General features: G+C 37.4%; 24 protein-coding genes and 1 pseudogene. 4 read left to right on the top strand and 21 right to left on the bottom strand.

All coding sequences use genetic code 11. The features are described from left to right. Positions 1-178: 178 nt before the first annotated feature. From KHA88_RS04800 to KHA88_RS04750, 14 genes and pseudogenes are all read right to left on the bottom strand, one after another. Complete coding sequence (locus KHA88_RS04800; RefSeq protein ID WP_213096905.1) at positions 179-2,320, bottom strand: bifunctional metallophosphatase/5'-nucleotidase; 2,142 nt, start codon at positions 2,318-2,320, stop codon at positions 179-181. 460 nt (positions 2,321-2,780) lie between these two features. Next, positions 2,781-3,623 carry an aminoglycoside 6-adenylyltransferase gene (locus KHA88_RS04795; protein WP_213096906.1) on the bottom strand — a complete coding sequence of 281 codons (843 nt, stop codon included), beginning with the start codon at positions 3,621-3,623 and terminating at the stop codon, positions 2,781-2,783. Positions 3,624-3,839: 216 nt separating this feature from the next. After that, a complete protein-coding gene (locus KHA88_RS04790; RefSeq protein ID WP_213097841.1) occupies positions 3,840-4,211 on the bottom strand; it encodes a replication termination protein in 372 nt (123 codons plus the stop codon). A 414-nt stretch (positions 4,212-4,625) separates the two neighbouring features. Then, the gene (locus tag KHA88_RS20845) at positions 4,626-5,042 is read right to left on the bottom strand and encodes an SRPBCC family protein (RefSeq protein ID WP_249305951.1); all 417 of its coding nucleotides are present in this window, start codon (positions 5,040-5,042) and stop codon (positions 4,626-4,628) included. Between the two features lie 138 nt (positions 5,043-5,180). After that, positions 5,181-5,372 (bottom strand): annotated as a pseudogene (locus KHA88_RS21260) (metalloregulator ArsR/SmtB family transcription factor); the annotation flags it as partial. 166 nt (positions 5,373-5,538) lie between these two features. Continuing rightward, positions 5,539-6,504: a TRM11 family SAM-dependent methyltransferase gene (locus tag KHA88_RS04780; protein WP_213096908.1), complete on the bottom strand. Its 966-nt coding sequence runs from the start codon at positions 6,502-6,504 to the stop codon at positions 5,539-5,541. An 83-nt stretch (positions 6,505-6,587) separates the two neighbouring features. Next, positions 6,588-7,205, bottom strand: a complete 618-nt coding sequence (locus tag KHA88_RS04775) for a branched-chain amino acid aminotransferase (RefSeq protein ID WP_213096909.1) — start codon at positions 7,203-7,205, stop codon at positions 6,588-6,590. Positions 7,206-7,376: 171 nt separating this feature from the next. Continuing rightward, complete coding sequence (locus tag KHA88_RS04770; protein ID WP_213096910.1) at positions 7,377-7,946, bottom strand: response regulator; 570 nt, start codon at positions 7,944-7,946, stop codon at positions 7,377-7,379. A 137-nt stretch (positions 7,947-8,083) separates the two neighbouring features. Next, complete coding sequence (gene desA / locus KHA88_RS04765) at positions 8,084-9,112, bottom strand: Delta(5) desaturase DesA (RefSeq protein WP_213096911.1); 1,029 nt, start codon at positions 9,110-9,112, stop codon at positions 8,084-8,086. Positions 9,113-9,294: 182 nt separating this feature from the next. Further along, entirely contained in the window at positions 9,295-10,359 is a 1,065-nt protein-coding gene (gene rlmN / locus KHA88_RS04760; RefSeq protein WP_213096912.1) for a dual-specificity RNA methyltransferase RlmN, read from the bottom strand. Between the two features lie 314 nt (positions 10,360-10,673). Then, positions 10,674-10,757: a putative holin-like toxin gene (locus KHA88_RS21390; protein ID WP_430413638.1), complete on the bottom strand. Its 84-nt coding sequence runs from the start codon at positions 10,755-10,757 to the stop codon at positions 10,674-10,676. Positions 10,758-11,086: 329 nt separating this feature from the next. Then, positions 11,087-11,170 (bottom strand): putative holin-like toxin, encoded by an 84-nt coding sequence (locus KHA88_RS21385; RefSeq protein WP_430413637.1) that lies wholly within the window; start codon positions 11,168-11,170, stop codon positions 11,087-11,089. A 153-nt stretch (positions 11,171-11,323) separates the two neighbouring features. Further along, positions 11,324-11,659, bottom strand: a complete 336-nt coding sequence (locus KHA88_RS04755) for a L,D-transpeptidase (protein ID WP_213096913.1) — start codon at positions 11,657-11,659, stop codon at positions 11,324-11,326. A 56-nt stretch (positions 11,660-11,715) separates the two neighbouring features. Next, entirely contained in the window at positions 11,716-12,519 is an 804-nt protein-coding gene (locus KHA88_RS04750) for an RDD family protein (protein WP_213096914.1), read from the bottom strand. Positions 12,520-12,638: 119 nt separating this feature from the next. Between KHA88_RS04750 and KHA88_RS04745 the strand changes: the two genes are divergently transcribed. Beyond that, positions 12,639-13,649 (top strand): stage II sporulation protein M, encoded by a 1,011-nt coding sequence (locus KHA88_RS04745; RefSeq protein ID WP_213096915.1) that lies wholly within the window; start codon positions 12,639-12,641, stop codon positions 13,647-13,649. Here KHA88_RS04745 and KHA88_RS04740 read toward each other — a convergent pair. From KHA88_RS04740 to murB, 6 genes are all read right to left on the bottom strand, one after another. Then, the gene (locus KHA88_RS04740) at positions 13,597-14,955 is read right to left on the bottom strand and encodes a DUF58 domain-containing protein (RefSeq protein WP_249305839.1); all 1,359 of its coding nucleotides are present in this window, start codon (positions 14,953-14,955) and stop codon (positions 13,597-13,599) included. The genes KHA88_RS04745 and KHA88_RS04740 overlap by 53 nt on opposite strands. Continuing rightward, the gene (locus tag KHA88_RS04735) at positions 14,906-15,835 is read right to left on the bottom strand and encodes an AAA family ATPase (protein WP_213096916.1); all 930 of its coding nucleotides are present in this window, start codon (positions 15,833-15,835) and stop codon (positions 14,906-14,908) included. The genes KHA88_RS04740 and KHA88_RS04735 overlap by 50 nt, the downstream gene beginning before the upstream one ends. Then, positions 15,832-16,974, bottom strand: a complete 1,143-nt coding sequence (locus tag KHA88_RS04730) for a DUF4350 domain-containing protein (RefSeq protein WP_249308282.1) — start codon at positions 16,972-16,974, stop codon at positions 15,832-15,834. Before KHA88_RS04730 ends, KHA88_RS04735 begins: the two co-directional genes overlap by 4 nt. A gap of 21 nt (positions 16,975-16,995) precedes the next feature. Then, complete coding sequence (locus tag KHA88_RS04725; RefSeq protein ID WP_213096917.1) at positions 16,996-17,637, bottom strand: DUF4129 domain-containing protein; 642 nt, start codon at positions 17,635-17,637, stop codon at positions 16,996-16,998. A 6-nt stretch (positions 17,638-17,643) separates the two neighbouring features. After that, on the bottom strand, positions 17,644-18,567 hold the full coding sequence (locus KHA88_RS04720; protein ID WP_213096918.1) for a hypothetical protein: 924 nt from the start codon (positions 18,565-18,567) through the stop codon (positions 17,644-17,646). A gap of 172 nt (positions 18,568-18,739) precedes the next feature. Further along, complete coding sequence (gene murB, locus KHA88_RS04715) at positions 18,740-19,651, bottom strand: UDP-N-acetylmuramate dehydrogenase (RefSeq protein WP_213097844.1); 912 nt, start codon at positions 19,649-19,651, stop codon at positions 18,740-18,742. Between the two features lie 338 nt (positions 19,652-19,989). Here murB and KHA88_RS04710 point away from each other — a divergent pair, with 338 nt between their 5' ends. Beyond that, the gene (locus KHA88_RS04710) at positions 19,990-20,652 is read left to right on the top strand and encodes a GntR family transcriptional regulator (protein WP_213096919.1); all 663 of its coding nucleotides are present in this window, start codon (positions 19,990-19,992) and stop codon (positions 20,650-20,652) included. 741 nt (positions 20,653-21,393) lie between these two features. On the opposite strand, the gene brnQ is transcribed toward KHA88_RS04710, so the two are convergent. Further along, a complete protein-coding gene (gene brnQ / locus KHA88_RS04705; protein ID WP_213096920.1) occupies positions 21,394-22,749 on the bottom strand; it encodes a branched-chain amino acid transport system II carrier protein in 1,356 nt (451 codons plus the stop codon). 733 nt (positions 22,750-23,482) lie between these two features. Here brnQ and KHA88_RS04700 point away from each other — a divergent pair. Further along, positions 23,483-23,782, top strand: coding sequence for a transposase (locus tag KHA88_RS04700; protein ID WP_213096921.1), 300 nt, complete (start codon positions 23,483-23,485; stop codon positions 23,780-23,782). Between the two features lie 12 nt (positions 23,783-23,794). Beyond that, positions 23,795-24,037, top strand: coding sequence for a hypothetical protein (locus KHA88_RS04695; protein ID WP_213096922.1), 243 nt, complete (start codon positions 23,795-23,797; stop codon positions 24,035-24,037). Positions 24,038-24,622: the final 585 nt, after the last annotated feature.

The following is a 24,622-nucleotide window of genomic DNA, read 5'->3' as shown; positions in this document are numbered from 1 at the left end:
TACTAGGATTTTTGGATTGGAATTCGGGTCAATCTTCAACCTTTTAAGCATTAATAAGGTTTGAAATTAATTCAGAACTTTCCCCTTCTTCTACACCAATCACTAGTAGTAAATCATTGAAAATAATAAAAAAACAACGGTCTTCTTTATAGAAGAAAACCGCTGTTTTTCGTCTAAACTAACTTGCTTTTAAGGCTGGGAGCTCATTCCCGTTAATTTCTGTTCGATGCTCAATAATGTGTTGAAGCATGAACATAATTTCGTTTTTATCCACTTCACCCAAGTCTTTATTAGAGATTTGGCTAATTCGCAAGTGAATTTTTTCTAACGATTGATAGGCTTTATTTTCATGATCTTTCACATAAGTTTTTATGACGTTTTCCAATTGAGCGATTAGGGATGTTTTGATTCCTTTATTCCCCTCTGCTTGTTTCACTAAAGTAATCGCATTTTCGATTGTGGCCGATGTAATGAACACTTCAAGGGTTTTTGTCTCCGAAACATTATGCACTTTATCAATCGCACGGTATTGAATTAAGTTTTTCCCATCTTTATTTACGGTTAGCACCTCTTCATATCGTTTCCAAGTGACACCGTTATCCAGGCTATACTCGATATGCGAAACTCCGGTGCCTGCATCAGTTGCTTCCAAGGCTACTGTAACATCATGAAGATAGGACCCATCTCTGAAGTCGGCCTCACGTAATATTGCATCCAGTTCAGGTGCCTTGTAGTCTTCCGATATTCTTCCGTCAGCTTCATAATGGATTGGTCCATTAAAGCTTTTCACGAAATTCACAGTGGCTTGTAAATCTTCAGGTCCTTGAATCGGATTTTTGCCATATTGGCGAATTTTGTATTTATCAGTGGCATGTTCATACATATAATTGTTGACAGTAAGCGAATAAGTCCCATCTTTATCAATTGGCGTCCCATCCGGAAGATAGATACTCACTACTTTATTTATCTTACTATCCCATGTATAGGAGAATCCGCCAATGGAGACGTCCGGACCATAGGATGAAATTTGAGCATTTAATATAGGTTCCAATGCTGATCCCGAAATGGTGACCGTAATCAGTGTGTTATTAAATGGCTGGATATTGAAAAGATCCTCCCATGTAATATCACCTTGGTCCAGAGCGTCACGTATTCCTCCACCGTTCATTAGCGCAAAATCAGACTTCATTTCATAATTCATTCCGTCGGCAATCAAGTTTCCTAGAGCATTGTCACCAATGAGGCCTTTGATTGGATATCCACCATTCATTGGAATGGCAGCAAAACCTACTACTTCTTTCAATATTGGTCCAACCATTTCATGATATTTGGCTAAAATAGCACTGACCTCAGGATCGGGAGTTACACCTTCTTGAATAACATCAACGATCTCCGCATGTTTTTCGACAATATCACCTGTAGCAGGATCAATTTTTAAATCAATGTCTGCAAAGGATTTTCCATATTCCCAAGCTTGAACTATAAGCTTGTTATCTACGACCGCATTGAGTTTGACATGGTTATGAGCAGCAATAATGACATCTACTTCACTATCTACACTCTTCGCTAAACGTGCAATTTGACCAGTTGCGGTTTCACCACTTTGATCTCCAGGAACGTGGGCTAAAACGACAATTGCTCTAATCCCTTGCGCTTTTAGCTCCTCTGTATATTTATTGACAGCTGCCGCTTCGTCTGTGAAACGGATATCCTGAATGCCAGAAGCCATCACCATATTGGGCGTTTCAACCGTGGCTACACCAATAAATCCAATTTTTACACCAGCCACTTCTTTAATGGCATAGGGATCAAATACGAGTTTTCCAGTATCTTTGTATTCCACATTAGCAGCAACAACGGGAAAATTCATCCCTTTGTATCCTTTTGTGCCATTCGGATGGTCTCCACCATGTACCATCCGAAGGAGCTCTTGCGTACCTTCATCAAATTCGTGGTTACCCACAGTCCCTACATCAAAGCCGATCGATTCCATAATTTCAACTGTAGGCTCATCTTGAAGCAATGCTGAAACTGGTGAGCTTCCGCCAATCATATCACCTGAATGGACGATCAGCGTGTTATCTGGATTAGTTGCTTTACGCGCCTTTAAGTAAGTGGCCAAATAATCAGCACGTCCATAATTCACATCATTCACAGTTCCTGTTACATCTATCTTCCCGTGTAAATCGTTCACAGAAAGTAATTTAACAGACACAGTGTCTTCTGCATGAGCACGAATGGAAAGACTCGAGAAGATAGGTAGAATTAATAAAGCAATAACTAGTAAATTTAAAAACCTCTTAGAAAATATTTTTCTCATTATTTCGCTCCTCTTTATATTATGATGACGACCCTATTATAATCTGAGAATTTATGTAGAAGGTTAATATAATGTAAATTTTTAATAAAACAGTCATTTCTCCCTAGTATATTGATTAACGCATAGTTTCTTAGTCTCATTACAGATTCAACCGAGAGGAACGGATATAAATTGCCGAACAATAATAATCTATCCACAAGACTTTGTTTTCTTTGACAATATGATAACCCTGTTTCACCGATAATTAACCAAATAAAATAAACCAGCGCGTACATTCCGCGCTGGTCTTTGGTCTCAGTCACTATAATATGTAAATATCTTAAAGTTTTCTCATAACATGATCATGATAAAAAATCCTCGATGCTAGAAACATCGAGGCGAAGATATAATCCCGATTCACTTTTAGGATGCCCCACATTTTGGCAGAATAATTGGGTGGATTATTTTTAAGGAAAGATTATTAATAATTAAAGACCTTTCGCAAGTAAACTAGAACCTTCTCATTTTCTGAACTAGGTTGAAATCCAAGTTTATTTCCAACTGAAGTCGTCACTTCCTCAAAAAGTGCACACATTTCAAAAAGTGACTCCCAATTTTCTGTATAGTCACCACCAGGATATGTGGCAACAAATTTCTTCCAGAGACTCTTTTCAAGATACCGCTCAAGCCACTTGCCATCTTTTCCGGTGTTGATGACAAAATCATGAGCACTTCCAATATGCCATTGAAGCATGAGTACAAGCATTTGACGTACGGGACCTTCCATCATTGATTTAGCGTATGGTAGTTCGTTGCGTTTCAATCCTTTCGCAACATTTGTTGCTACCCACCAAAATTCATTTTGACAGTCCGCAAACTCTTCTTCAGTAGGCTTCTTTGTAACATAATCGGAATCATTCGGTCTTGAAAGTTTCGGTAATAGGTTATCTTTATCTAGTAATATCACGCTCAAGCTGTCAAAACTCGATTGTTTTTCTATTTCCTCAACTCCAAGTAACGTCAAATCTATTCGGTTTCCGTCGGTAAATAACATGAGATAACTAAAACCTGGCCATTCCGAAGGAAACAGTGCCATTCCTTCTGGCATTTGCATAATGATCTGCTTACCGAACACGTCGACCCAGGAATGATCATCAGTGAATGATTCGACATCCTTTACGTAATAAACGATGTCATAATCCTGATATCGATCTTTTATTACATTCGAATTTACACGTGAACCATTCATCATTACTGCTCTAATCCGGTCATCTTTTTCAGCTATTGATACAATAAGTGTCAGCATTTCTTTTTCCGTTCGCATGCTCAAGCGCCTCCATTTTTAATTCTAGTAATCAAAACTATATTTTTTCTCATTGGCGGAGCACGAGCACCATCTGTTGGTTATAATTTGTTAAATCGCTTTTTCAAGATATTCTCCTATGAAACGTTTTTATTATTAATTATACATAAATAGGAACTCCTTAACTAGCAATTCACAAAATGATGTGTAGATTCTGATTTTTTCAGTTGCATGAACCTAACTAAAATTATCTTCTAATGCCTTTCTAATCATTCGGTAACTTCGATCAATGTCATATTTAATTAATTTTTTGTATGCGCTCGCTTTTTCTGCATCCCTAATATAATAAACAGCAATTTCTTGATATTTACTTCCATCTTTTTTGATCTTGCCTCTTTTAAGTATTCCATCCTCAAGCAGCTCATGTAATGCACGATAAATTTCGGGGTGCTGTGGCTCAAACCCCATTGGTTTAAATTCCTTTCTTAATTCATCCAACAATTTCATTCCGTACCATCTGCCATTTTCGATATTAGTGATTAGATATAACTTCAAGAATGCTCGTTGTTTAATAAGAAATCCTGTACTTTCTCGCTTTTTCGTGGAAATTTTAAACCCCTCCCCTTAATTATCTACTTACATATTGTGTTAATAACACTATACGACACAACACGAGGATATCCCTTCTCTCCTTATTTATTCTTAAAACTTATTACTTTCCCGTGGTGGTTTAAGGAGAATAAATCAAATCAGGGGCGAGGACAATTTTTTAAAAGCAATGTGTTTTTAGCACACAGTGTATTTAGTGCACAAAGAGCCAAAAATCTTCTTTGTTTTCATTTTAAAAACGTTTATATATGTAGGGCCGTGGAAAATGTGGATTTATAAAATGAAAATTAGCTGTTTATAATATTTTCCAAACTATTAATTGGCAATTCCATTATAGGGTATATTTCTTGCTCCAGAAACGCTCCCTATAATGGAATTCCTGTGGATCTTTTATTTTTTTATATAGAGTTTTTGTTACATTTCCTCTAAAACTTTTTTCAGTTGTTCACACATATTTGTCCAAGCGTATTTAGCTCCCTCGATGGCTCCCTCGCGTGCTTTTGTTTCTTCACTAAATCCAATTTGGTCGAAATGTAGATGGATAGTTCCATCTGAACCTTTTTTCAAAGTCCATGTAATAGTAGTGCTTTCCCCGGCACTTATCCAAGTGTAAGTAAGCTTATTAGGCTCATCCACTTCTAATACTTCACCATCTACAATTCCGTTCCACCATTCATTTGGCTCAGTACGGAATTGAAATTTATGTCCTACGATTGGTTTAAAGTCATTTTTCCATATCCATTTTTCAAGCATAACCGAATCTGTTAATGCGTTCCACACTTGTTCAATTGAACTTGTAAATTGAAAATCTAATGACACATCTGATTTCATTTTTTGTTCCTCCAATAAAAAATTTAATTTAACAATTCTTTCTTTCCAGAATCCTTCGTAAAAAGATACCCAATCTTGAATTTCTTTCAATGGAATGGCATTCAACCGATACCTTGTTTCTCTGCCAACTTTACGGTCAGCAACTAGATCAGCTTCTTTAAGGATTGCCAAATGTTTAGAAACAGCAGTACGACCCATTTGAAATTGAGCGGTTAATTCGTGAAGAGGCATCTCTTCTGCTTCTGCCAACAAACGAAGTAGTTTACGCCGAGTCGGATCGGCAACTGCGTCATAAACGTCTCTTGTTGGTCTAGTCCTGTTCAATATCACTCTCCCCCTGATCTGCAAAACGCAAAACGACACCGAATGGTGTCTTATTCGTTATTTAGAATACGACATCATTTGGTGTCCTGTCAAATTTTATTTTAATCATAAGCAAGCATTCTATTCATTTGTAAATCCGCATTTTCCTGAAGGTACCCCTATAAATGGTAACTTAATCACAAACAATGATTTGTCTAGAAAATGAACCTTTTTTGGCAACACAGCGATCGACAATTTCAAATCCCGCTTCATTGATCATGTCGTCAATGGTTTCAATCGTAATAATGACTACTTTTTTTGCAAACCGGCGGGCATGCTTTAAAATTGAAAGCTGCTGATCAGAGGTGGTATGAGAGTATATATTGTAAGGTAAATCGATAATGGCGACATCATAGTTTGTTGAAACATCTGAAATCGGTCCCAATGTTACTTCACCTACAAGACCGAAATGGGCAATGTTTTCTCTGGAACCAGTTGTGACAAGTGGATTAATATCGCGACCAACGATATCAATGCCCATCGAAAGAGCTTCAACTAGTACGGTTCCAATCCCACAGCATGGGTCTATTGCTTTTACACCATGTGGATTTGGCACGGCGATATTCGCCACAGCCCTTGCGACACGAGTGCTTAACGCAATTGAATAGCTGCGTGGCTTTTTTATATGTCTATACCATACCGCATCACTTTTTCGATATTTGCCGAAATACCAATGACCATTCAAAGTTAGGATCCCAAAATCATGGTCCGGCTGTTCAAAATCCGGTTCACCTTCAATTACCATACCGATTTCTCGTTCAATTCTCCTTCGGTCTGTTAACCTTAATTTTTTCGTTGTTTCTAGATCATTATCATTTATACAGGTAACTTTGAACGTTGAATCGTTCATGTTAATGTTTTCAACTTGTTTTAAAATTTCTTGTAAGCTTTCGCCTGAAAATATTACCTCAAGGCGTTCCTTCATAAACGGACTACGACTCGGATCAATGGCTATCGAACTTTCCAAAACATTGGTATGAGTATCAACTCCAAAAAAAGATCTCATCTCTAACTGGCATAATAATTGTTCATCCTCATGCCAAGCATATGTGTAAATGAACGATGGTGCTATACCACTCTGGTTTTCCAATTTATTCATCTGAATTCCCTCCAAAAGAAAAAGCGCTCCAACCATTGGTTGAAAAGCAGCTTCATTTCCAATCACATTAGATTTTCTGTTTACTACTCATTTTCTATCGCCTCTACTAGGTTAAATAAAAACTGATATATTAAGCAATAAGCTTCTCCGATCGATAATTCTTCGTGAAACCCATCGATGTAATTCAAAGCAATATTCATATCCCATATACCATCGTCATTAAAAAGGATATTAAATTTTACATCTTCACCGTGCAAATGATTAGCTAAATAGGATCTTAATGTTAATTCATATTTCTTCTTAAGTTTTAAACCGAACAAAACGCTGTAGACTTCGAAAACGTCGTCGGCTTCCAATGAAATAGCATCTACACCTATTATATCAAACCATTTAGATTCTACATAAATAAATTCGCTTTTATGAGCATTTAAGTATGCGATCGGTTGATGTAAAAAATGAGAATCTTCTTTAGCAATCAGATCTTCCGTCTCTTTATCACTGCGTTCTATATATGCATCTGAAAAACGAGAACCGGCATCCTTTACTTCTATTGTAATATTTTCATCTGAAATTAATCGATTCTTTTCCACATATTCCTTTTCCTCTTTAAATAAATCAATTTTCTTTTCTTGTAAATCTGGGTGTTTTTCCATTGTGTTTAATAATTCTAATATATAGTCTTGCATTTGCTTGTTTAACATTATTAATTCCTCCTAAGCTGGAAAACGTTACACATTTTCCTTAAATCCATTTTTATTATATCCTACATAGTTTATTAAGTCTTTATAGCTCCTTTATAGCTTCTATAGTTACTAAACAAAAAAGCCACATATGATATGCAGCTTTTTTTGTCGATTTTTATTTTATATAAATCAGCCTTTTTTATTCGAATATGTGATGGCTTTTTTACGGTTCCGTCCCTCAACTTTGTCGAATAGGTGTAAAAAATAGTTGCAAATGTATTTAGTCCTCTGGTTGAAGTTTCCTGTAGCTGCTACAAGCTCTAGCTTAGTTTTTTTAGAAATAATCGTATGGTCTTCCATATTAACTGCATCATCGAAAAGTTCGGGTGCATAAATCTGCTCTCCAGCGAGAATTCTGCGAATGGCGCTTGCTAATTCACTGCTTGGACTGTCTTTCAATAAATAGCCATTCACCTCTGCCATTAGAGCTCGCTGAACAAAGCCTTGTCGTGCAAAAGTGGTTAACATGATTATTTTGCATCCGTTTCCTTTTAGCTCTTCGGCAGCTTCCATTCCGCTTTTTTCAGGCATGTCAATATCCATGATACAAACATCTGGTTGATATTGATGTACGAGAGAAATTGCTTCTTTGCCATCACGGGCCATTCCAACTACTTCCATATCGTCTTCTATATTTAGCAGTGAAGCTAGGGCACTTAACAACATTGGTTGGTCCTCAGCAATGACAATGCGAATCAATTAAGCTCCTCCTTCTAATCTTTGTGAAGTAAAATTCAAAACTCCTTTGTCATGTTAATATCACAGACAAAGGAGCTTAAAAAGGACTAAAAAGCCTTTTATCGTGTATTAGTTAGAACCTACATTTTTATGTTAATTTAATTAAAATTTGAGCGTAGTTCACTACGTTTTTCAGATATAGTTTTTAGCTCTTTAAACCCGATAAAATTTTTGTTCTTCTCATCCCATAATCGAAAATGAAGTGAAGTCAAGCTTTTTTTAATTGTGATTGTTGGTACATCCTGTAGTCGAGGATTAGTATTATGCAGTTCTTCTAAATAGTAATTAGGTACTCTTGGACTTAGATGGTGAATATGATGAAATCCAATATTACCAGTAAGCCATTGAAGTACTTTAGGAAGCTTATAATAAGAACTTCCATCCATCGCAGCTTTCACATAGTCCCAATCATCCTGATTTTCAAAATATGAATCTTCAAATTGATGCTGGACATAAAAGAGCCAAATGCCTAATGAACCTGAGATAAAAAAGATAGGAAATTGTACTAATAAAAATGACTGCCATCCAATTGCCCAACATAGCAATCCTGATATCCCAACGATTAGCAGGTTGGTGAGATACGTGTTATTCCGCTCTTTTTTCCGGGCATCCTTTACATTAAAGCGGTTGGAAATAAGGAAAACATAGATAGGGCCCAGTCCGAACATAACAAATGGATTTCGATAGATGCGGTATGCCAATCTTTGCATTGGCGTTGCTTCTAAATATTCATCAATCGTCATAACCCAGACATCGCCAGTGCCTCGTTTGTCCAAATTACCGCTTGTAGCGTGATGTATAGAGTGGCTTCGTTTCCATTGTTCAAAAGGAAATAATGTCAAAACGCCAGTGATTGTCCCAAGAATCCGATTAGCCGTGCGATTTTTAAAGAATGAACCATGCGTACAATCATGGAAAATGATGAATATCCTAACTAAAAACCCTGCTGCTACAATGCAAAAAACTGCAGTGAGAATATAAGATATGGATAGACTTTGATAAGCAAGTATCCATAAAGCAATGAAAGGTACAAATGTATTGATTACCTGGCGGATACTATTTTTTGTATTCGATTTTTCATAGGGGGCAATTTCTTTTTTTATGGCCCGTGCATCTTGTTTTTTCATTTTGTAGTCTCCTTTGCTAACTTTCTAATCAATATGATATAGAAAAATCTTGCGCTTTTGTAGACATGCATGTCATGTATAAACCATGATAAATGTCATGGTTGCTAGAAAAATAATAAAATAATCCTCGTAAAAATAACAAAAACGCATCTACATAAGTAGATACGTTTTTGTTTATTGTTTTATATAGCTTTTGTTTTTTTGATTTGCTTACTTCTTAGTTGGCCGCAAGCCGCGTCAATGTCTGTCCCTTGTTCATGACGAACCCCGCAATGAATCCCTTTTTTCATTAATGTATCATAAAACTCGAGAATGGCCTTTTTCTCACTTCTTTGATATTGTCCATGCTCATCAACTGGATTATATGGAATTAAATTCACATAAGCGAGATGGCGCCTGCTTTGCAGCAACTTCGCAAGTTGTTGTGCTTCTTCCACATGATCATTAACATCTTTTAATAAAATATATTCAATCGTAATTCTTCGATTCGTTTTCTCAGTATAATAATCAACGGCTTCCATTAATTTGGCGATTGGATACGCTCGGTTGATTTTCATAATTTTTGTCCGTAATTCATCATTTGGTGCGTGTAAGGATAAAGCTAGATTGATTCGTAAGTTTTCATCAGCAAATTTGTACATTTTAGGTACGATTCCGCTAGTAGATACAGTAATATGTCTCGCACCAATTGCGAGTCCCTTCGGGTCATTGACAACACGAAGAAAGTCCATTAAGTTATCATAATTGTCAAATGGCTCTCCTATTCCCATTACAACAATATTACTTACCCGCTCACCTTCACCTTTTTCATCGAGGTGCTGCTGCACTTTCATGATTTGCTCGACAATTTCACCGCCATTTAAGTCACGGTTCTTTTTCAGTAATCCACTTGCACAAAAGCTGCAGCCGATATTACATCCTACTTGTGTCGTCACACAAACCGATAGACCATAATTAAAGCTCATTAATACAGTTTCAATTAGATTGCCGTCTTGCATTTTGAACAAAAACTTGATCGTTCCATCTGCAGACTCTTGCTTTACTGATTGTTCTAGAGACTGAATGATAAAGTGTTCTTCCAATATTGCCAAACATTCTTTATTTATATTTTTCATATCTGAAAAGTTTGTGACACGTTTTTTATATAACCAGTCCCAAATTTGGTCCGCACGAAACTTTTTCTGTCCCTGCTCCAATAGCCATTCCGTCAGTTGATCTTTCGTTAAACCATATATTGAATTTTTCATTATTTATGCCTCATTTCAAAGGATACAATTTATTTCTCAAGATTAGCCCTTTATAATAAAAAGGTACCTTATATATAATAAAGGAAAAGCAATAGAACAAGCAACTACCAAATTAAGTTGATAGTTATTTTCGGTGAGCCGGAGGTTTCTTTCATAGCCTTTTAGAGGTATAATAACAGTAAGAAAATCATAAATTAAAAAAACCGCTTCGATGTTAGTGCATCGAAACGGTCAAGCAACAGCAGATTCCCTTATGGGGTCGGCACCGTTTAGCAGATAAAACCGCCAGAGTGGGCAAACTCTCATAGGCGGTTTTAATCTTTTTTATGGAATGACAGTATAGCCACAACCAATCCTGCAAATGCAATCATAATGGTTAGAGCTTCTTGAACTGTCATACGGCATCACCTCCCTCCCTAAGGAAAATAAGGAGTGTGTGTGCCGACCGCCTAATGAGAAATCTATTCTATTGCTTTTTTTATTATATCATTCTCAGTATGGGAACGCACGTTTCCTTTTGGTTTTTTCATCACTATTTTTATACTATCATTAATTATGTTTATTTTTTGTCCTTTTCAAGGTATAATGATTGTAAGATAATCATAATTTAAAAAAGGCCGTTTCGATGCTCGAACATCGAAACGGCGATGCAACAGCAGATTCCCTTATAGGGGTCGGCATCGAACGGACTAAAACCGCCTGAGTGGCCAAACTCTCATAGGCGGTTTTAGTCTTTTTTATGGAATGACAGTATAGCAATTACCAATCCTGCAAATGCAATCATTGTGGTCAAAGCTTCATAAACTGTCATACGGCATCACCTCCCTCCTCAAGGAAAATGAGGAGTGTGTGCCGACCGCCTAATGAGAAATCTATTCTATTGCTTTTTTTATTATACCATTGCTAATACAAGAACGCATGTTTCTTTTTTTGTTTTTTTTTCATAATAATATCTAAATATTCCCTACTTATGAATAACAACATTTGTTCCGATTGAAACACGGGATGATAAATCTAGGACATCCTTATTGTGCATTCTAATACATCCATGTGACACATTCTTTCCAATCGATGAAGGATTGTTTGTACCGTGTATCCCGTAATGAGGCTTCGATAATCCCATCCAGAGGACACCAAATGGTCCCCCAGGATCAGATTGTTTATTTATTATTGTGTATGTTCCAGATGGTGTTGGAGTCAACATTTTCCCGACGGCAATCGGATACGCTTTAATTTTCTTGTTGCCATTATAAAGTGTTAATTGATGACGCAATGTTGATATATCAATCCATTTTGCCATAAGATCACCTCCAAATTACTTTATTGTATGGAGGGAATGGATAATTGTTATTGTCCTCACAATTCAAACTCCCACTCTTCCCTAAGGTTCAAGTAAAGGACAAGAAGCGTGTTTTCTATATCATAATCGTCTTTATCAGCTGTTTCCAAGCCGATTTTCGGAAGCATAATATCAGCTACGTTTTTGGTAAGTTGTTTTCTTTCTGGTAATGGTAATTGCATAAAACGCTGGCTGTATGTATTGACGAGATTCCAATCTTTTCTTTCTAAAGATTGTAGAGTCCAACTTTCAATAATAAAATCATCCTTCGAAATCTCTCTTCTCTCAATTTCCTTTTCAAGAGCGGAAGACTTATTATTCTTTTTCTCTTTTCGCTCATGAACAACAATGGTACCAGCAACAAAGTCTCCAACCCTTTTATGCTGTGAATGAAAAAATATCATCATCATACCTACGAAATAACCGGCTGGCAAAGAATCAATAATACGGAGAAGATTACGAATGAAGCTGGATAGCAATGTTATACTATGTCCATTATCCTGGATAACCCTTATTCCAATCATTTTCTTACCAATGGTTCTTCCTCCCGAAAAATACTCAAATGCAAAAAAGTATCCCCAATTAATAATAAACAGAACAATGATTGTAATACCTATCGTTAAAGACGTAACTTCTGTTAAAAACTGCGTAGTTGGCCTACCGATCAAGATGAAGAAAAGGACAATTAAGATCAAAGTATTCATGACAATTAAAATGAGTTGATCAATGATGTATGCCGCGGTTCTACTTCCTAAACCTGCAACCTGAAACTGAAGGGAGACGAATTCAGGCGTTTTAATTTCAGTACGTTCTTCGTACATATGTATTACCCCCTTTTCTCGTTGAATCATGATTAAGCTGTTTCTATTTATCTGATAAATTACTATAATAAGGAGGAGATAAAATATACTGCCCCAATAAAGAACAAGAGGGTGTCAAAATGAATGTAAAGCTATTTGTAAAGCAACATAGAGAAGAATGGAAACAGCTCGAACATTTAGTAACAAGCCTACATAAAAACAGAAACAACATTACAGGTACCGATATAAATCAATTTCATCGACTGTACCAAAAAGCTGCTCAGAATTTATCGTACAGCCAAACTTATTTTCCAAATGAAGAAGTAACCATTTACTTGAATGGCCTTGTTTCGAAAGCACATAACTTATTGTATAAAGACCAAATATCAAGCATGAAACAAATTCGTTACTTTTTCTCGACTAAATTTATCGGCTTATTATTAGAACAATGGAAATTTGTCTTTATTGCGATGATTCTTTTTACCGTTGGTGCGCTGGGAAGCTTTTTTTCAGTTCTCAATGATCCGCTTCATGTCTATTCCGTACTTCCCGCACATATTGCTCAAGGGGTGGATCCTGAACAACTTGGCAGCTCGGATGGAGCGGTTGACTCCTCTCCGATGTCAGCAAGCATCATGACGAATAATATCCAGGTAGCTATTTTAGCCTTTGCTGGTGGTATCACATTTGGACTACTAACCGTTTATTTATTAATTTATAATGGTATTATTATTGGCGCACTCGCTGCACTGTTTTGGCATCACGGCAAAACATATGATTTTTGGGCTTATATTGTCCCTCACGGAATGATTGAGCTTACAGCTATTTTTATAGCAGGCGGAGCAGGTTTATTAATGGGCTATAAGCTCTTTGTTCCGGGGCAATTCTCAAGATTATATCAATTGAAGCAGCAAGCGAAACGCTCAGTACAACTATTACTTGGAACGATGCCTTTATTTGTTATTGCTGGAATCATTGAAGGATTTATCACACCAGCTGCCATATCTTTGGAAGCAAAGTATACCGTTGCTTTTATAACTGTCATTGGCTTAATTTTATATGTAATTAGCGGAAAGCTCTTACTTTCTAAAAAACAACCTATAGGAGATTTCGATTCATCATATCGATATAATAAGAAACCGCTGCTGTAGCCAATTTTTCCTCACGGGCCTCTATCATTAGGAGGCCGTGTTTTTCCCATTTGCTTTTTTCTCGTTTCTTAAGAAGCATTTGTTGCTGGGCGATACTTTTCACCATTGCTTTTTGGACAGTAACAGGTTCCTCTTTCGTTCTCTTTAAGAGAGTCACATCTTCAATTCCAATCATTATAAACAAATGCCGTCTCCTTAGTCTCATTAAATACGTAAGTGCGCTCTCCTCATGGAGAAATGTTCCTACATCACTGAAAAATAAAAGCAGGCTTCGTTTCTTTTGCATTGTTTCTAAAAATGAGAGAATAGCCGCATAATTAGACTCTGCTGCATCCACTTTGAGATGATAGATTGATTGTAGAATCGTCTGTAAGTGTGCCATTCCTTTCGCTGGAGGGATAAAGACTTTTACCTCCTTTGAGAAAGCAAGGATGGAAACATAATCCCCTTTTTGCAGAGCCGCTGCAGAAACCGTTAACGCTGCCTCTAAGGACTTCTCTAGCCGATTCCCTTTTGAGAGCTCAGCTCCCATCATTCGTCCGCAATCAATTAAAATTGTAATATACTTCCCATGCTCTGGTTCGTATTCATTCGTCATCACTTCTTGTAGCTTAGCTGTTTGACGCCAATTGATTTTTCGGGGATCATCCCCTACGACATAGTTTCTTATTTGTGAAAAGTCGCCTATACCTGTACGGTGCTTCCGAATCCGGTCACCTTCATATAATAAATACCTTTGCGCGTTCTCTAAATATCGCTTCGTTTCTGTTAAGTCGGGGATTACTTTGACAGCGTCCTCTAAAAGAAAAGAGACTTGCTTTTCCCAAAGTCCGAAAAGACTTGTGTAGCGAAAATAAAGCTTCTTAATCTGATATTTTCCTCTTACAGATGCATGAGTATCATAAAATATCTCTATGATTGATTCCTTTTGTAATATCCCTTTTAAAGGGAAGGGTCTTTCAAATGACTGGGGAATCCCATCTATCATCCGATAGGAAAAAGTATGCTGGGATGTATTTCTTAACTCAATCGGCACGGTATATGTCATCCCTCTTTCCATCTCTTCCGGAAAAGTCCGTTTAATGAAAAGTTGATGTTTATTTGGGGAAAAGAGTAAATCAGTTAGACTTCCTACGATAATGACAATATTAATGGTAATCATGAATCCCCATGAGATTCCCCAGGCAGTGCCAACTAAACATCCAAGGGAAAAAAGGAGGACAACGAGCAGTAATCGTTTAGTTGGTAAAATTCCTTTATCTTGGAACAGGAATCGCCCCCACAAGCTCTTCAATGATTTGGTCAACGGTTGCTCCCTCCAATTCTACATGTGGGGATAGTTGAATTCGATGTCTTAAGGCAGGTTTGACGACCATTTTTATATCGTCGGGAGTAACGTAATCGCGACCAGATAAGTATGACCATGCCTGAGCTGCTTTTCCAATTGAAATCCCTGCTCTCGTACTCGCTCCAAAGCGAATGGATTCCGACTCCCTTGTCTTTCTAATTATTTGCATAATATAGTCTAAAACACTTTCTCCCATTGTAACTGTCTCAATTTCCTTCTTTATCGCTAAAAAAGTGTTCAAATTAAGTTCGGAAGTAACAAGACTTGCATCATAGCTATTTTCAATCACTTGTTTTAAAACATTTTTCTCTTCCTCAAAGGAAGGAAAATCAATATGAAGTTTAAATAGGAAGCGATCTTGTTGGGCTTCCGGCAATGGATAAGTTCCTTCAAATTCAATCGGATTTTGTGTGGCGACAACAAAAAACACATCTGGCAGTGGATATGTTTCTCCTTGAATAGTGACTTGCTTTTCTTCCATCGCCTCTAGTAGTGCTGCTTGTGTTTTGGCAGGTGTTCGGTTAATTTCATCGGCCAATAGAATATTAGTAAAAACAGGTCCCTTTAACGTTTGAAACGTACTATCCTTCATGTTGTAAATCGTACTGCCAGTAATATCGCTTGGGAGTAAATCGGGTGTAAATTGGATACGATTAAAATTTCCACCGAGAAGACCAGTGAGTGTTTTCACCATCTGTGTTTTTCCAGTTCCTGGGACTCCCTCTAACAACACATGTCCTCCAGCTAAAATAGCAGATAATAGGAGTTTGAGATTTAAGCTTTGACCTAAAATGCGTCGTTCATATTTCTCCAATAAGGACGTTAATTCCGTCTTCATTCTGCCTCTACCTCTTTCTGTAATCGATCTAGCTTTTTCGACCATATTATGTATTCCTGTTTACTTATTTTTTCTTTTTCTAATATCTTACTCAAATCGTTTAGAAAAGAAAGAATTTCAAATTTATGCATTTGGGTCAAATTCCGTTCTAAATGATCGGAAAGGTCCTCCCATCCCTTACTATAAGGAATGTGCCAACGCTCTTGTAAAAGGAGTTTGACATAATCTGCTTGTATAACTAATGAATCTTGATAGCGGCGACCCCTTAAGTACCAAGCAGCTAATGCTTTAATCCCCTCATCACTAAATCGAACCGTTTCCTCCCTAGGAATAAAAATCGGCCCGAATCGTTTTCCGGCGTACCAAAGCCAGAGAAGAGTTAACAGGATTCCTTGGAGCAGCAAAAATAAAAACCACTTCGGATATAACGTAACGATTGTTGCTGCATTTTGTCCTCCATGTGTATATTCATCAAACAAAAGATTACTCACATTCTCTTCATTAAATAGTGACAACACGAGAGGTAGATGGTCATTGTTTAATAATTTTCCGTTTGTCATCCACTCAGGAGAATTAGTAACAATTAAACTTCCTTTATCATAAGACCGTTTTAGCGCGATTGTACCGGCCTCGTCATACAGTAGAATTTCATCCTGTTTATTTGTTTGGAGACGCACTGATGAATTTACTTCTGCATGAAAACGATTCCCCTCTTGATTATAAACATTCGGATCTTCATCAATGGGAGAATCTATTTCTCCGTGCGTTGTCTTTAAATCAAACATACCGATAGGATTTTCTTTGAATAATATAATCGTATTTCCAGCTTTAATAAAATCTTTATAGGCATTCATTTCTTCACTATCAGGAATAAAAAAAGGTTCAATCATAACGAGTGTTTGATTACTTTCACCGTTTGGCAATAGCGTTGGAGATTGCGGCCACCTTTTAACCATGTCTTTTTCATTTTTTAAAAAAGTGAAAAGTGCCTTCACGCCTGTAGGAGAAGGAGAATCAGAAACATATTTCGGAAACTGTTTTGGCGCCTGTGAAGCTGAAAAATAACTAATGACCATAAATAAAATAAGCAAGGTTGTGATTCCAATCCAAGCTCGTCTATTTACCAATGGGTTTTGCAAGTTGCCTTCTCCTCCCTTCTCCTACCTATCTAGTAATTTGTCCGTTTCTCCTAACAACTTATTTGCTTCGCTTCGAAACTGTATGTATTGTTCTTTTTCAACCGTATGCTCACCGTAGGTAGCCTCATCAAAAAAATAAGCTAGATGATAAAATTGGTCGGCCCAAAGTTGATTTACTTTTCGCAACTCATCATAGTAGTCCCAATTCGTTTTCCAAATTCTTGCCTCGAGCCATTCTTTTTCATGGAAGTAAAAAAGCAAGGCTAAAAACATATGGCGGGTTGATAGCGTATACTCTCCTAATGCTTCCTGTCTATCGGCTTCGGAAAGATGTTTTTGAGAGGACCAATTCATTTCTTTCATTGAATGCAATGGCTTTTGGACGCGCATCATCCGATTTCGTTTACGAATACGAATAAGCAAAAACATAATCCACCCTAACAGTGCAATAACTACTATAATAAGTGTAATTAAAATCGGTGCCGCAGCTCCGCTTGCCGTTTCGATAGAAGGAAATAATTTTGCAAGCTGCTCTCCTAACCATTCTTTCGCTTTTTCCCACCAAATCAAGATTATACTTCTGTGATCATCGTAATAAATCTGATATTCTTTACCTTTTAAAATATCCTGAAGCTCATCCTTTGATTTGTTTGCATTTAACATGGTTGATCACCTTGGCGATTGAGTACTGTTATAGTCTTCAATCATTTCTTTTAAATCATCTGCATCATGTCTCACCTTTGAATCAAAGAACATAATGGCGTAGCCTACAGAAAAAATCAATGTTGTAAAGATAGTTGCGACATTCACAATTATTTGTAGGAGAACGCTGTTTCCTAATATCAAGCCAAAAGTTACTTCCATGGCAAAACTTATACAGCTAACGATTAAAAAGAACACAATATATAGACCCATCAAAATCCATGTTCGATTTCGTGTAAGCTTCCAACTTCTTGAGAGTCCAGGAAATTCTTCCTCGAACACAACCGAGCCAAAATAAAAGCTCCAACGAGTTAACAAGTACCCTATTCCAACAGCAAAGCCCAAGAATAGTAATATAGCAAAACCTATGCCCAAAATCGGATTTGCCAGGGATCCAAATATTCCTACAAGAGTAACAATGATGATTGGTCCAATAATTAGACCGAATACGATCAGTCCAAACAAAATGCTGCTGCCGAGTATCGGCCAAAAACGTGAAAAGGCTTGTTTAATGACTGAGCCAATCGTATATTCTTCGTTTTTCCTAATATGGTTTACAGCAAATAATACAGCAGCTTCTGCAACTGGAAACAAAATGACACTACAAAAACCAACCAGGATCAACCCTAAGTCAGCCCCCAAGCTGCCAGTATCTAATGTTGCGGTGTCATTAAAACCAGATACAATTTGCTCAAGCCAACCATTCCCACTGCCCACCTCTCTAACAAAACTTGTACCTGAAAGCAGCTGGATAATCGCTTGAACTAAGTAAACCGGTCCCATAAAAATCAGTAAAATCATAAAAAAGTCCTTAAAACGATTTTTACTTAAGCTAAATGTGTGATCGAGTATTTCCCCAAACCCTTTCGGCTTATTAAACTTTTGATCCAATTTAGTGTCCCCCTCTATATATTTAATAATGACTAATGAAGCTTATTTTATCATTATTATGATAATTTTTGAGTGTAAATGAAAAAATAAAAGGCGGTAGGACTATTTTGGAGGAGTTGACCCAAACAAGAAAAGCAGTTTGCCCATTTATTAGACAAACTGCTACTCTGTTTTATTCATCTCCGATAATTTTCACTTCTGTCTCCAAGTCGACACCGAACTTTTCCTTAACGGTTTCTTGGATGTGCCGGATTAATTGCAGATAATCTGTTGATGTTGCATTACCTAAATTAACAATAAACCCAGCATGTTTAGTAGACACTTCCGCACCACCTATTCTTACTCCCTGAAGGCCGCTATCTTGAATAAGTTTGCCCGCAAAGTTATTAGGTGGTCGTTTAAATACACTACCGCAAGATGGATATTCTAATGGCTGCTTCGATTCTCGAAGGAAGGTGTTCTCATCCATTTTCCCTTTTATTAAAGTTGGATCTCCTTTTTCCAGCAAAAACAATGCTTCTACAATGATGAATTTTTCTTTTGCAAACACACTGCTTCTATATCCAAATTGGAATTCCTTTTCTGACAGTGTAAGAAATTCTCCCGATTGGGTAATAACTTTCGCACTCGTCAGTACGTTCGATATTTCTCCACCGTAAGCGCCAGCGTTCATGATCAGTGCCCCGCCAACTGTTCCAGGTATTCCGCAAGCGAACTCCAAGCCAGACAATTGATGTTGTAAGGCGACCCTTGATACTTCAATGATATTTGCTCCACTACCAACCCTAATTTCATTACCCTTAACAGAGATTTCATTAAACTTCTCTAGACTCACGACAATCCCGCGTATTCCAGAGTCTCTTATTATTACATTCGTGCCTTTACCCAATACAGTTAACGGAATTTCGTTAACAAATGCATATCGAACAATTTCGCATAGTTGATTGACTTCTGAAGGATTTATAAAAACATCACCAATTCCTCCAGTTTTAATAAATGTATGTTTTGACAAAGGTTCCGAGATTTTTATGGATTCATCCGGAACTATGTTTTGTAAATCACTTACGATCTTTAATTTGTCCATCATTTTTATTCTGCCTCTTATAATTTGTTATTTTGAAAAAAAGTATATATTGATATTAAAATAACTATCTTGCAAAAGCAATCATCTTACATATTAATATTGAAAAACAAATTGGTCAAAGTTTTTAAGTGCTCAGCATTATGAAACAAATGACATATTTTATTTACCTCCATATATATATTATTCAAAAGTTAGACTTTTGTATTTAATCTTCTCGATTTATTCTCTTATAAATCGCCCTTTAGCTTGCGCAATATATTGTTTTTAGTATTGGTGTTAATTATCATGTATACTATACGTTAAAGACTTATAGAAAATGAACTCAGGGTGATGAATAAATGCCTATACCTACTAATCATTCAAAACCGAAACGAAAATCAGCAAAAGAAAGTGCATTCAATCAACTCCAACAATGGATTATAGATGGGACATTACTCCCCGGTGAAAAACTGAACGATACGGAACTTGCTGAAGCATTAGGTGTTAGCAGGACGCCTATCCGGGAATCATTGCAACTTCTTGAGATGCAAGGTTTTGTAAAAATGTTTCCGGGAAAAGCAACCCAAGTCACGGAAATTGAAAAGGAATCGATAACAGAACTCCTTCCACCACTAGCAGCATTGCAGGCATTATCTGCTGAGCTTGCCATCCCTCATCTAACGGATGATGTTTTCTCGTTATTAGAAAGTACAAATGAGCGATTTGCCGATGCAGTTAGGTCGAAGAATTATTTTTTCGCTCTGAAAATTGATGAAGAATTTCACCAAATCATTGTCGATACGGCGAATAATGCCTACATCCAGTCGATTCTTGCGTCCTTGCAGGCACATGTCCGAAGATTATTTTTCCACAACTCGATAATCTTAACAGAAAAGTCGATAGATGAGCATAATTTAATTATTAAATTAATGAAGGAACGTAACGCCACAAACGTTTCTAACATTATGCGGGAAAACTGGCTTCGAGCAATTGATGAGTTCCGTTCACTTAAATCTAAATAAAGATAAAAGCGGGTTTCCTTTCTGTACAAGGAAACCCGCTTCAGATTGTCGATAAATGGTATATTTCTCGGTAATTTTTCATTGATGATGGTCTCTGCTAGCCGGCCTGTTGATTTCCGCTCCGGGCACTCGCTTTCCGCGGGGAGGTCCGGGAGCCTCCGCGGCGCTTAGGCGCCTGCGGGGTCTCCCTAGACCTCTCGATCCCACGGGAGTCGAGTGCCCTCCGCTCCAATCAGCAGGGATGCGTATCAACATAAGTATTGCAACACACTTTTTCTAACCTACTAAGTGTGTTGCAATCTTTTTATTTTTTGACAGTCTGAAGTAAGGAGAGCCTATTCACTTGCATTCTTCAATTCGAGTAACTGGCAGTAGCGAAGCCCATGCGGCTCTTTTGAGTCTGCGAAGCTTCTAATAACTCCGTATCTTGAAAACGATGCACATAGTTTTTCCCCAAGGTAGTGAAATGAGGCACTTCTGTATGAAACCGAAAAACCAATGATAAGCGGTATTGGTTTGGAGAAGCGTCCGCTTGACTCCTGCGGGATCTGCGAGACAGCCGAGACACTAAAGGAGCGTAGCGACGAAGCGGCTCGGCGCTCGCCCCGCGGAAAGCGAGCGGTAAGCTTCGGAAAACCTGCCCTATCCAATTAAAAATAAAAAGACTGTAAACAACTCGTTTTTCTCGAGTTTGTCTACACAAAAGCGGGTTTCCTCTCTTTACAAGGAAACCCGCTTTTATTAAGCTTCAACTGTTGATGTTTTTAGAAAATAACTTAAGATCCCTGTTACTACAATGACAATTAATACTGGCAATAGCCACCCTAGTCCTTCGCCATATAGCGGTAAGGACCTTTCGTAAAATGAAACAATCGGTGCCATCCATCCGAAATAATCAATTTCAAAAAGTTTACAGAACGTTTTTAATCCATCTATTGTACTAATCATGAATGTGACTGCTGTCGCCGCAATATAGACAATACTTGAATGTTTAAACAATGGAGATAAGAATGTAAGGATCATTAAAACAATTGCTAGTGGATAAAGGAACATTAGTACGGGAATCGAGTACATAATGATGTTCGATAGTCCAAAATTCGCAATAGTGAATGATAATAATGAAAAGAATACAACAAACTTTTTGTAACTCACTTTAGGAAATAATGTGTGGAAGTATTCACCGCAAGCGGTAATCAATCCGATACTCGTTGTTAAACAAGCAAGTATAATAATAATTGTGAGCATAATTGTTCCGAGCGATCCGAAATAATAGGAGGATGCACTACTTAGGACAGGTCCACCGTTTTCGAAAATACCGAATGCTTCTGTACTCGTTGCTCCTAAATAAGCAATTCCGACATAGATAATACCGAGAAATGCAGTCGCAACAAGTCCTGATTTTACTGTTGCAGATAGAACTCCGCGTTTAGACGTTACACCCATAGCACGGATGGCATTGATAACAATAATCCCGAATACGAGCGAAGCGAGGGCATCCATCGTGTTATATCCTTCCGTAAATCCTTTCATGAAGGCACCACTTACATAATCTCCTTGTGGTGATTCGATCGTACCCATCGGTTTGACAATGACCATCACTAATAATACAGCGAGAAGAATAATAATTCCTGGTGAAAGAATCTTTCCAACCCGATCGACAATTTTAGCAGGATTCAATGAAAACCACATTGTAATGATGAAAAACAACAATGTAAAAATGATTAAGCCTGCTTGTCCATATCTTTCTCCTACAAACGGAGCGATACCTATATCATAAGCGACAGCCCCGGTACGTGGAGTGGCAAAAAATGGTCCAATGGTTAAATAAAGAAGCGAAGTGAACACGACTGCATATGTCGGATGGATGCGACTTGCTAGCTCCTGCAAGTTACGGCTGCCGGAAAAACCCATCGCTAAAATTCCAAGAAACGGCAGCCCAATTCCTGTAATTAAAAACCCTATCACTGCTGGCCAAATATTCGTTCCTGCATTTTGACCAAGAGTTGCTGGAAATATTAAATTCCCCGCTCCGAAAAATAAGGCAAACAACATAACTCCAATTACGAAATATGATGAAAATGAAAGTTTATTTTGCATAATATCTGTTCCCCCTAAGATGTAAAAACTATATCAAATGAAAATTTGTATGCAATATATCGCTGAAAATAATATTACTATTTTTTTATAATAAATTCAATATATTATTATAATTATTTAGACGATTTAGAAACAGTAAAATTAACCATTCAGCAGGATGTTTATTTTTTTAATAAAATTTTAATATTATACGACCTACCCAATCTGTCTTTATTCACGTCTAAAACCATTTTAAGTTTACCCTAAAATAAAGGTTGACCTTTATATGAAAATCCAAAAAAACCAATGAAAAATTGTGTTTTTGGATTTTAAGCTTTTTAAAAGGGAGGCTATATTATAGAATATTGTTGATTTTCGCTCCAGGCGGGCGCTTTCCGCGGGGCGGCCCGTGAGCTTCCTCGTCGCTTCGCTCCTGCGGGATCTCACGTGAACCGCTGATCCCGCAGGAGTCGCCGCCTTCCGCTACAATCAACGGAACCTGCTAAAATCAATATTCAAGTTTAACAGAGCCAAAAAGAAAAAGCCTCCAAAAGTGTGTTAACATTTTATCGACGAAAACAAAACAATAACACAAAAAAGGAGACTTTCTCATGAAAAATAATACCTCACTTCCCCAGGATTTCGGAGAAATTAAAACATCCACCCCCTCTCTATTCTCACCTGTACTCCTCGAGTGAAGAAAATTTCGTGAGTCCCAATGAGGAAACGTACAAATGATTAAGACATATTCGTAATGTCTTGGCTTGATAAGAAGGCAACGTTCGTTATGGACCGGGAATACGACAATGTGGCTGTCATGAAAAAGATTCTTAACCAGGGTGATCACTTTATTATTCGTTTTAAGAAAAACCGCTACATACTCTATCAAAATAAAAAGTTAACTGTACGTGATTTATCCCTGCGTAGGAAGGAGAAAATTAATTTTCATTCCGAAATCAAAGGGAAAGTTTATGATTTAAAAGTATCTCATATCCAGGTTGAAATCCCTTCCCTTAAAGGTGAGAAAATGATGATGATTGTCGTTTATGGCTAGGGCAAGGACCCAATGGTCCTGGTAACGAGTAAACAAGTCAAACAGAAGAATGATGTATTATCCATTTTAAAGGTCTACATTTTAAGATGGAGAATTGAAGAAATGTTGCGGCTTCAAAAGCAGGAAATTCGGATGTTTTTATACCGATTTTCAGCAGGAATGAAGGCAATATTGGAAAAGGATTCTGCGTGCATTCAGCATTTTAAGTACATAGAAAAGACGAGCGGTCCTAAGCAACTTGTGCTCCCGCTTTGAAGGGACAAATTGAATAAGAAAGGTTTTTGGTGATTCTGGTAAGATCTGTACAATTTTGAAACGCGTTGATTGGAGTGGCGGCTGGCGACTCCTGCGGGATGAGCGTGCGGCTTGAGACCCTGCAGGAGCGAAGCGACGAAGCGGCTCAAGACACGCCCCGCGGAAAGCGTCCAGCCAGAACGGAAATCAACACCCTCATCCGAACACACCAACCTTTTTCAAATAAATGTACCTGTACATTTATTTGGTGATGCCTAAAATAAGCTTCACTTCGATCAAGCAACGATTTTACTTCCGAAAAGATCTATCGCCCGAGAAATTTCTTTAGCACGGATGAAAATCGATAAACTTAAAAAATCCATCAATTGACATATTATTTCGAATGGTTTATATTTGTTTTAACTAAAAACGGAAGGGTGACCCTATTACATGTGGAACTAATCCTATTTTTTGAAAACATTCGAGTGAAGGTATATTGTTTAGCAGATTCAATGATCTGTTCTAATTCAACATGCCATCAAACGAATATTCTCAGAATAGGATGGTTACATATGGTTGGGTAAAAAGGGCGAAGTCTCTTTTTGT

Origin of the sequence: Lederbergia citrea, assembly GCF_018343525.1 — a bacterium.
In the GTDB taxonomy this organism is placed as follows: domain Bacteria; phylum Bacillota; class Bacilli; order Bacillales; family Bacillaceae_C; genus Lederbergia; species Lederbergia citrea.
Note: the sequence above shows the minus strand (reverse complement) of the source record. Positions and strands in the feature narration are given on the sequence as shown.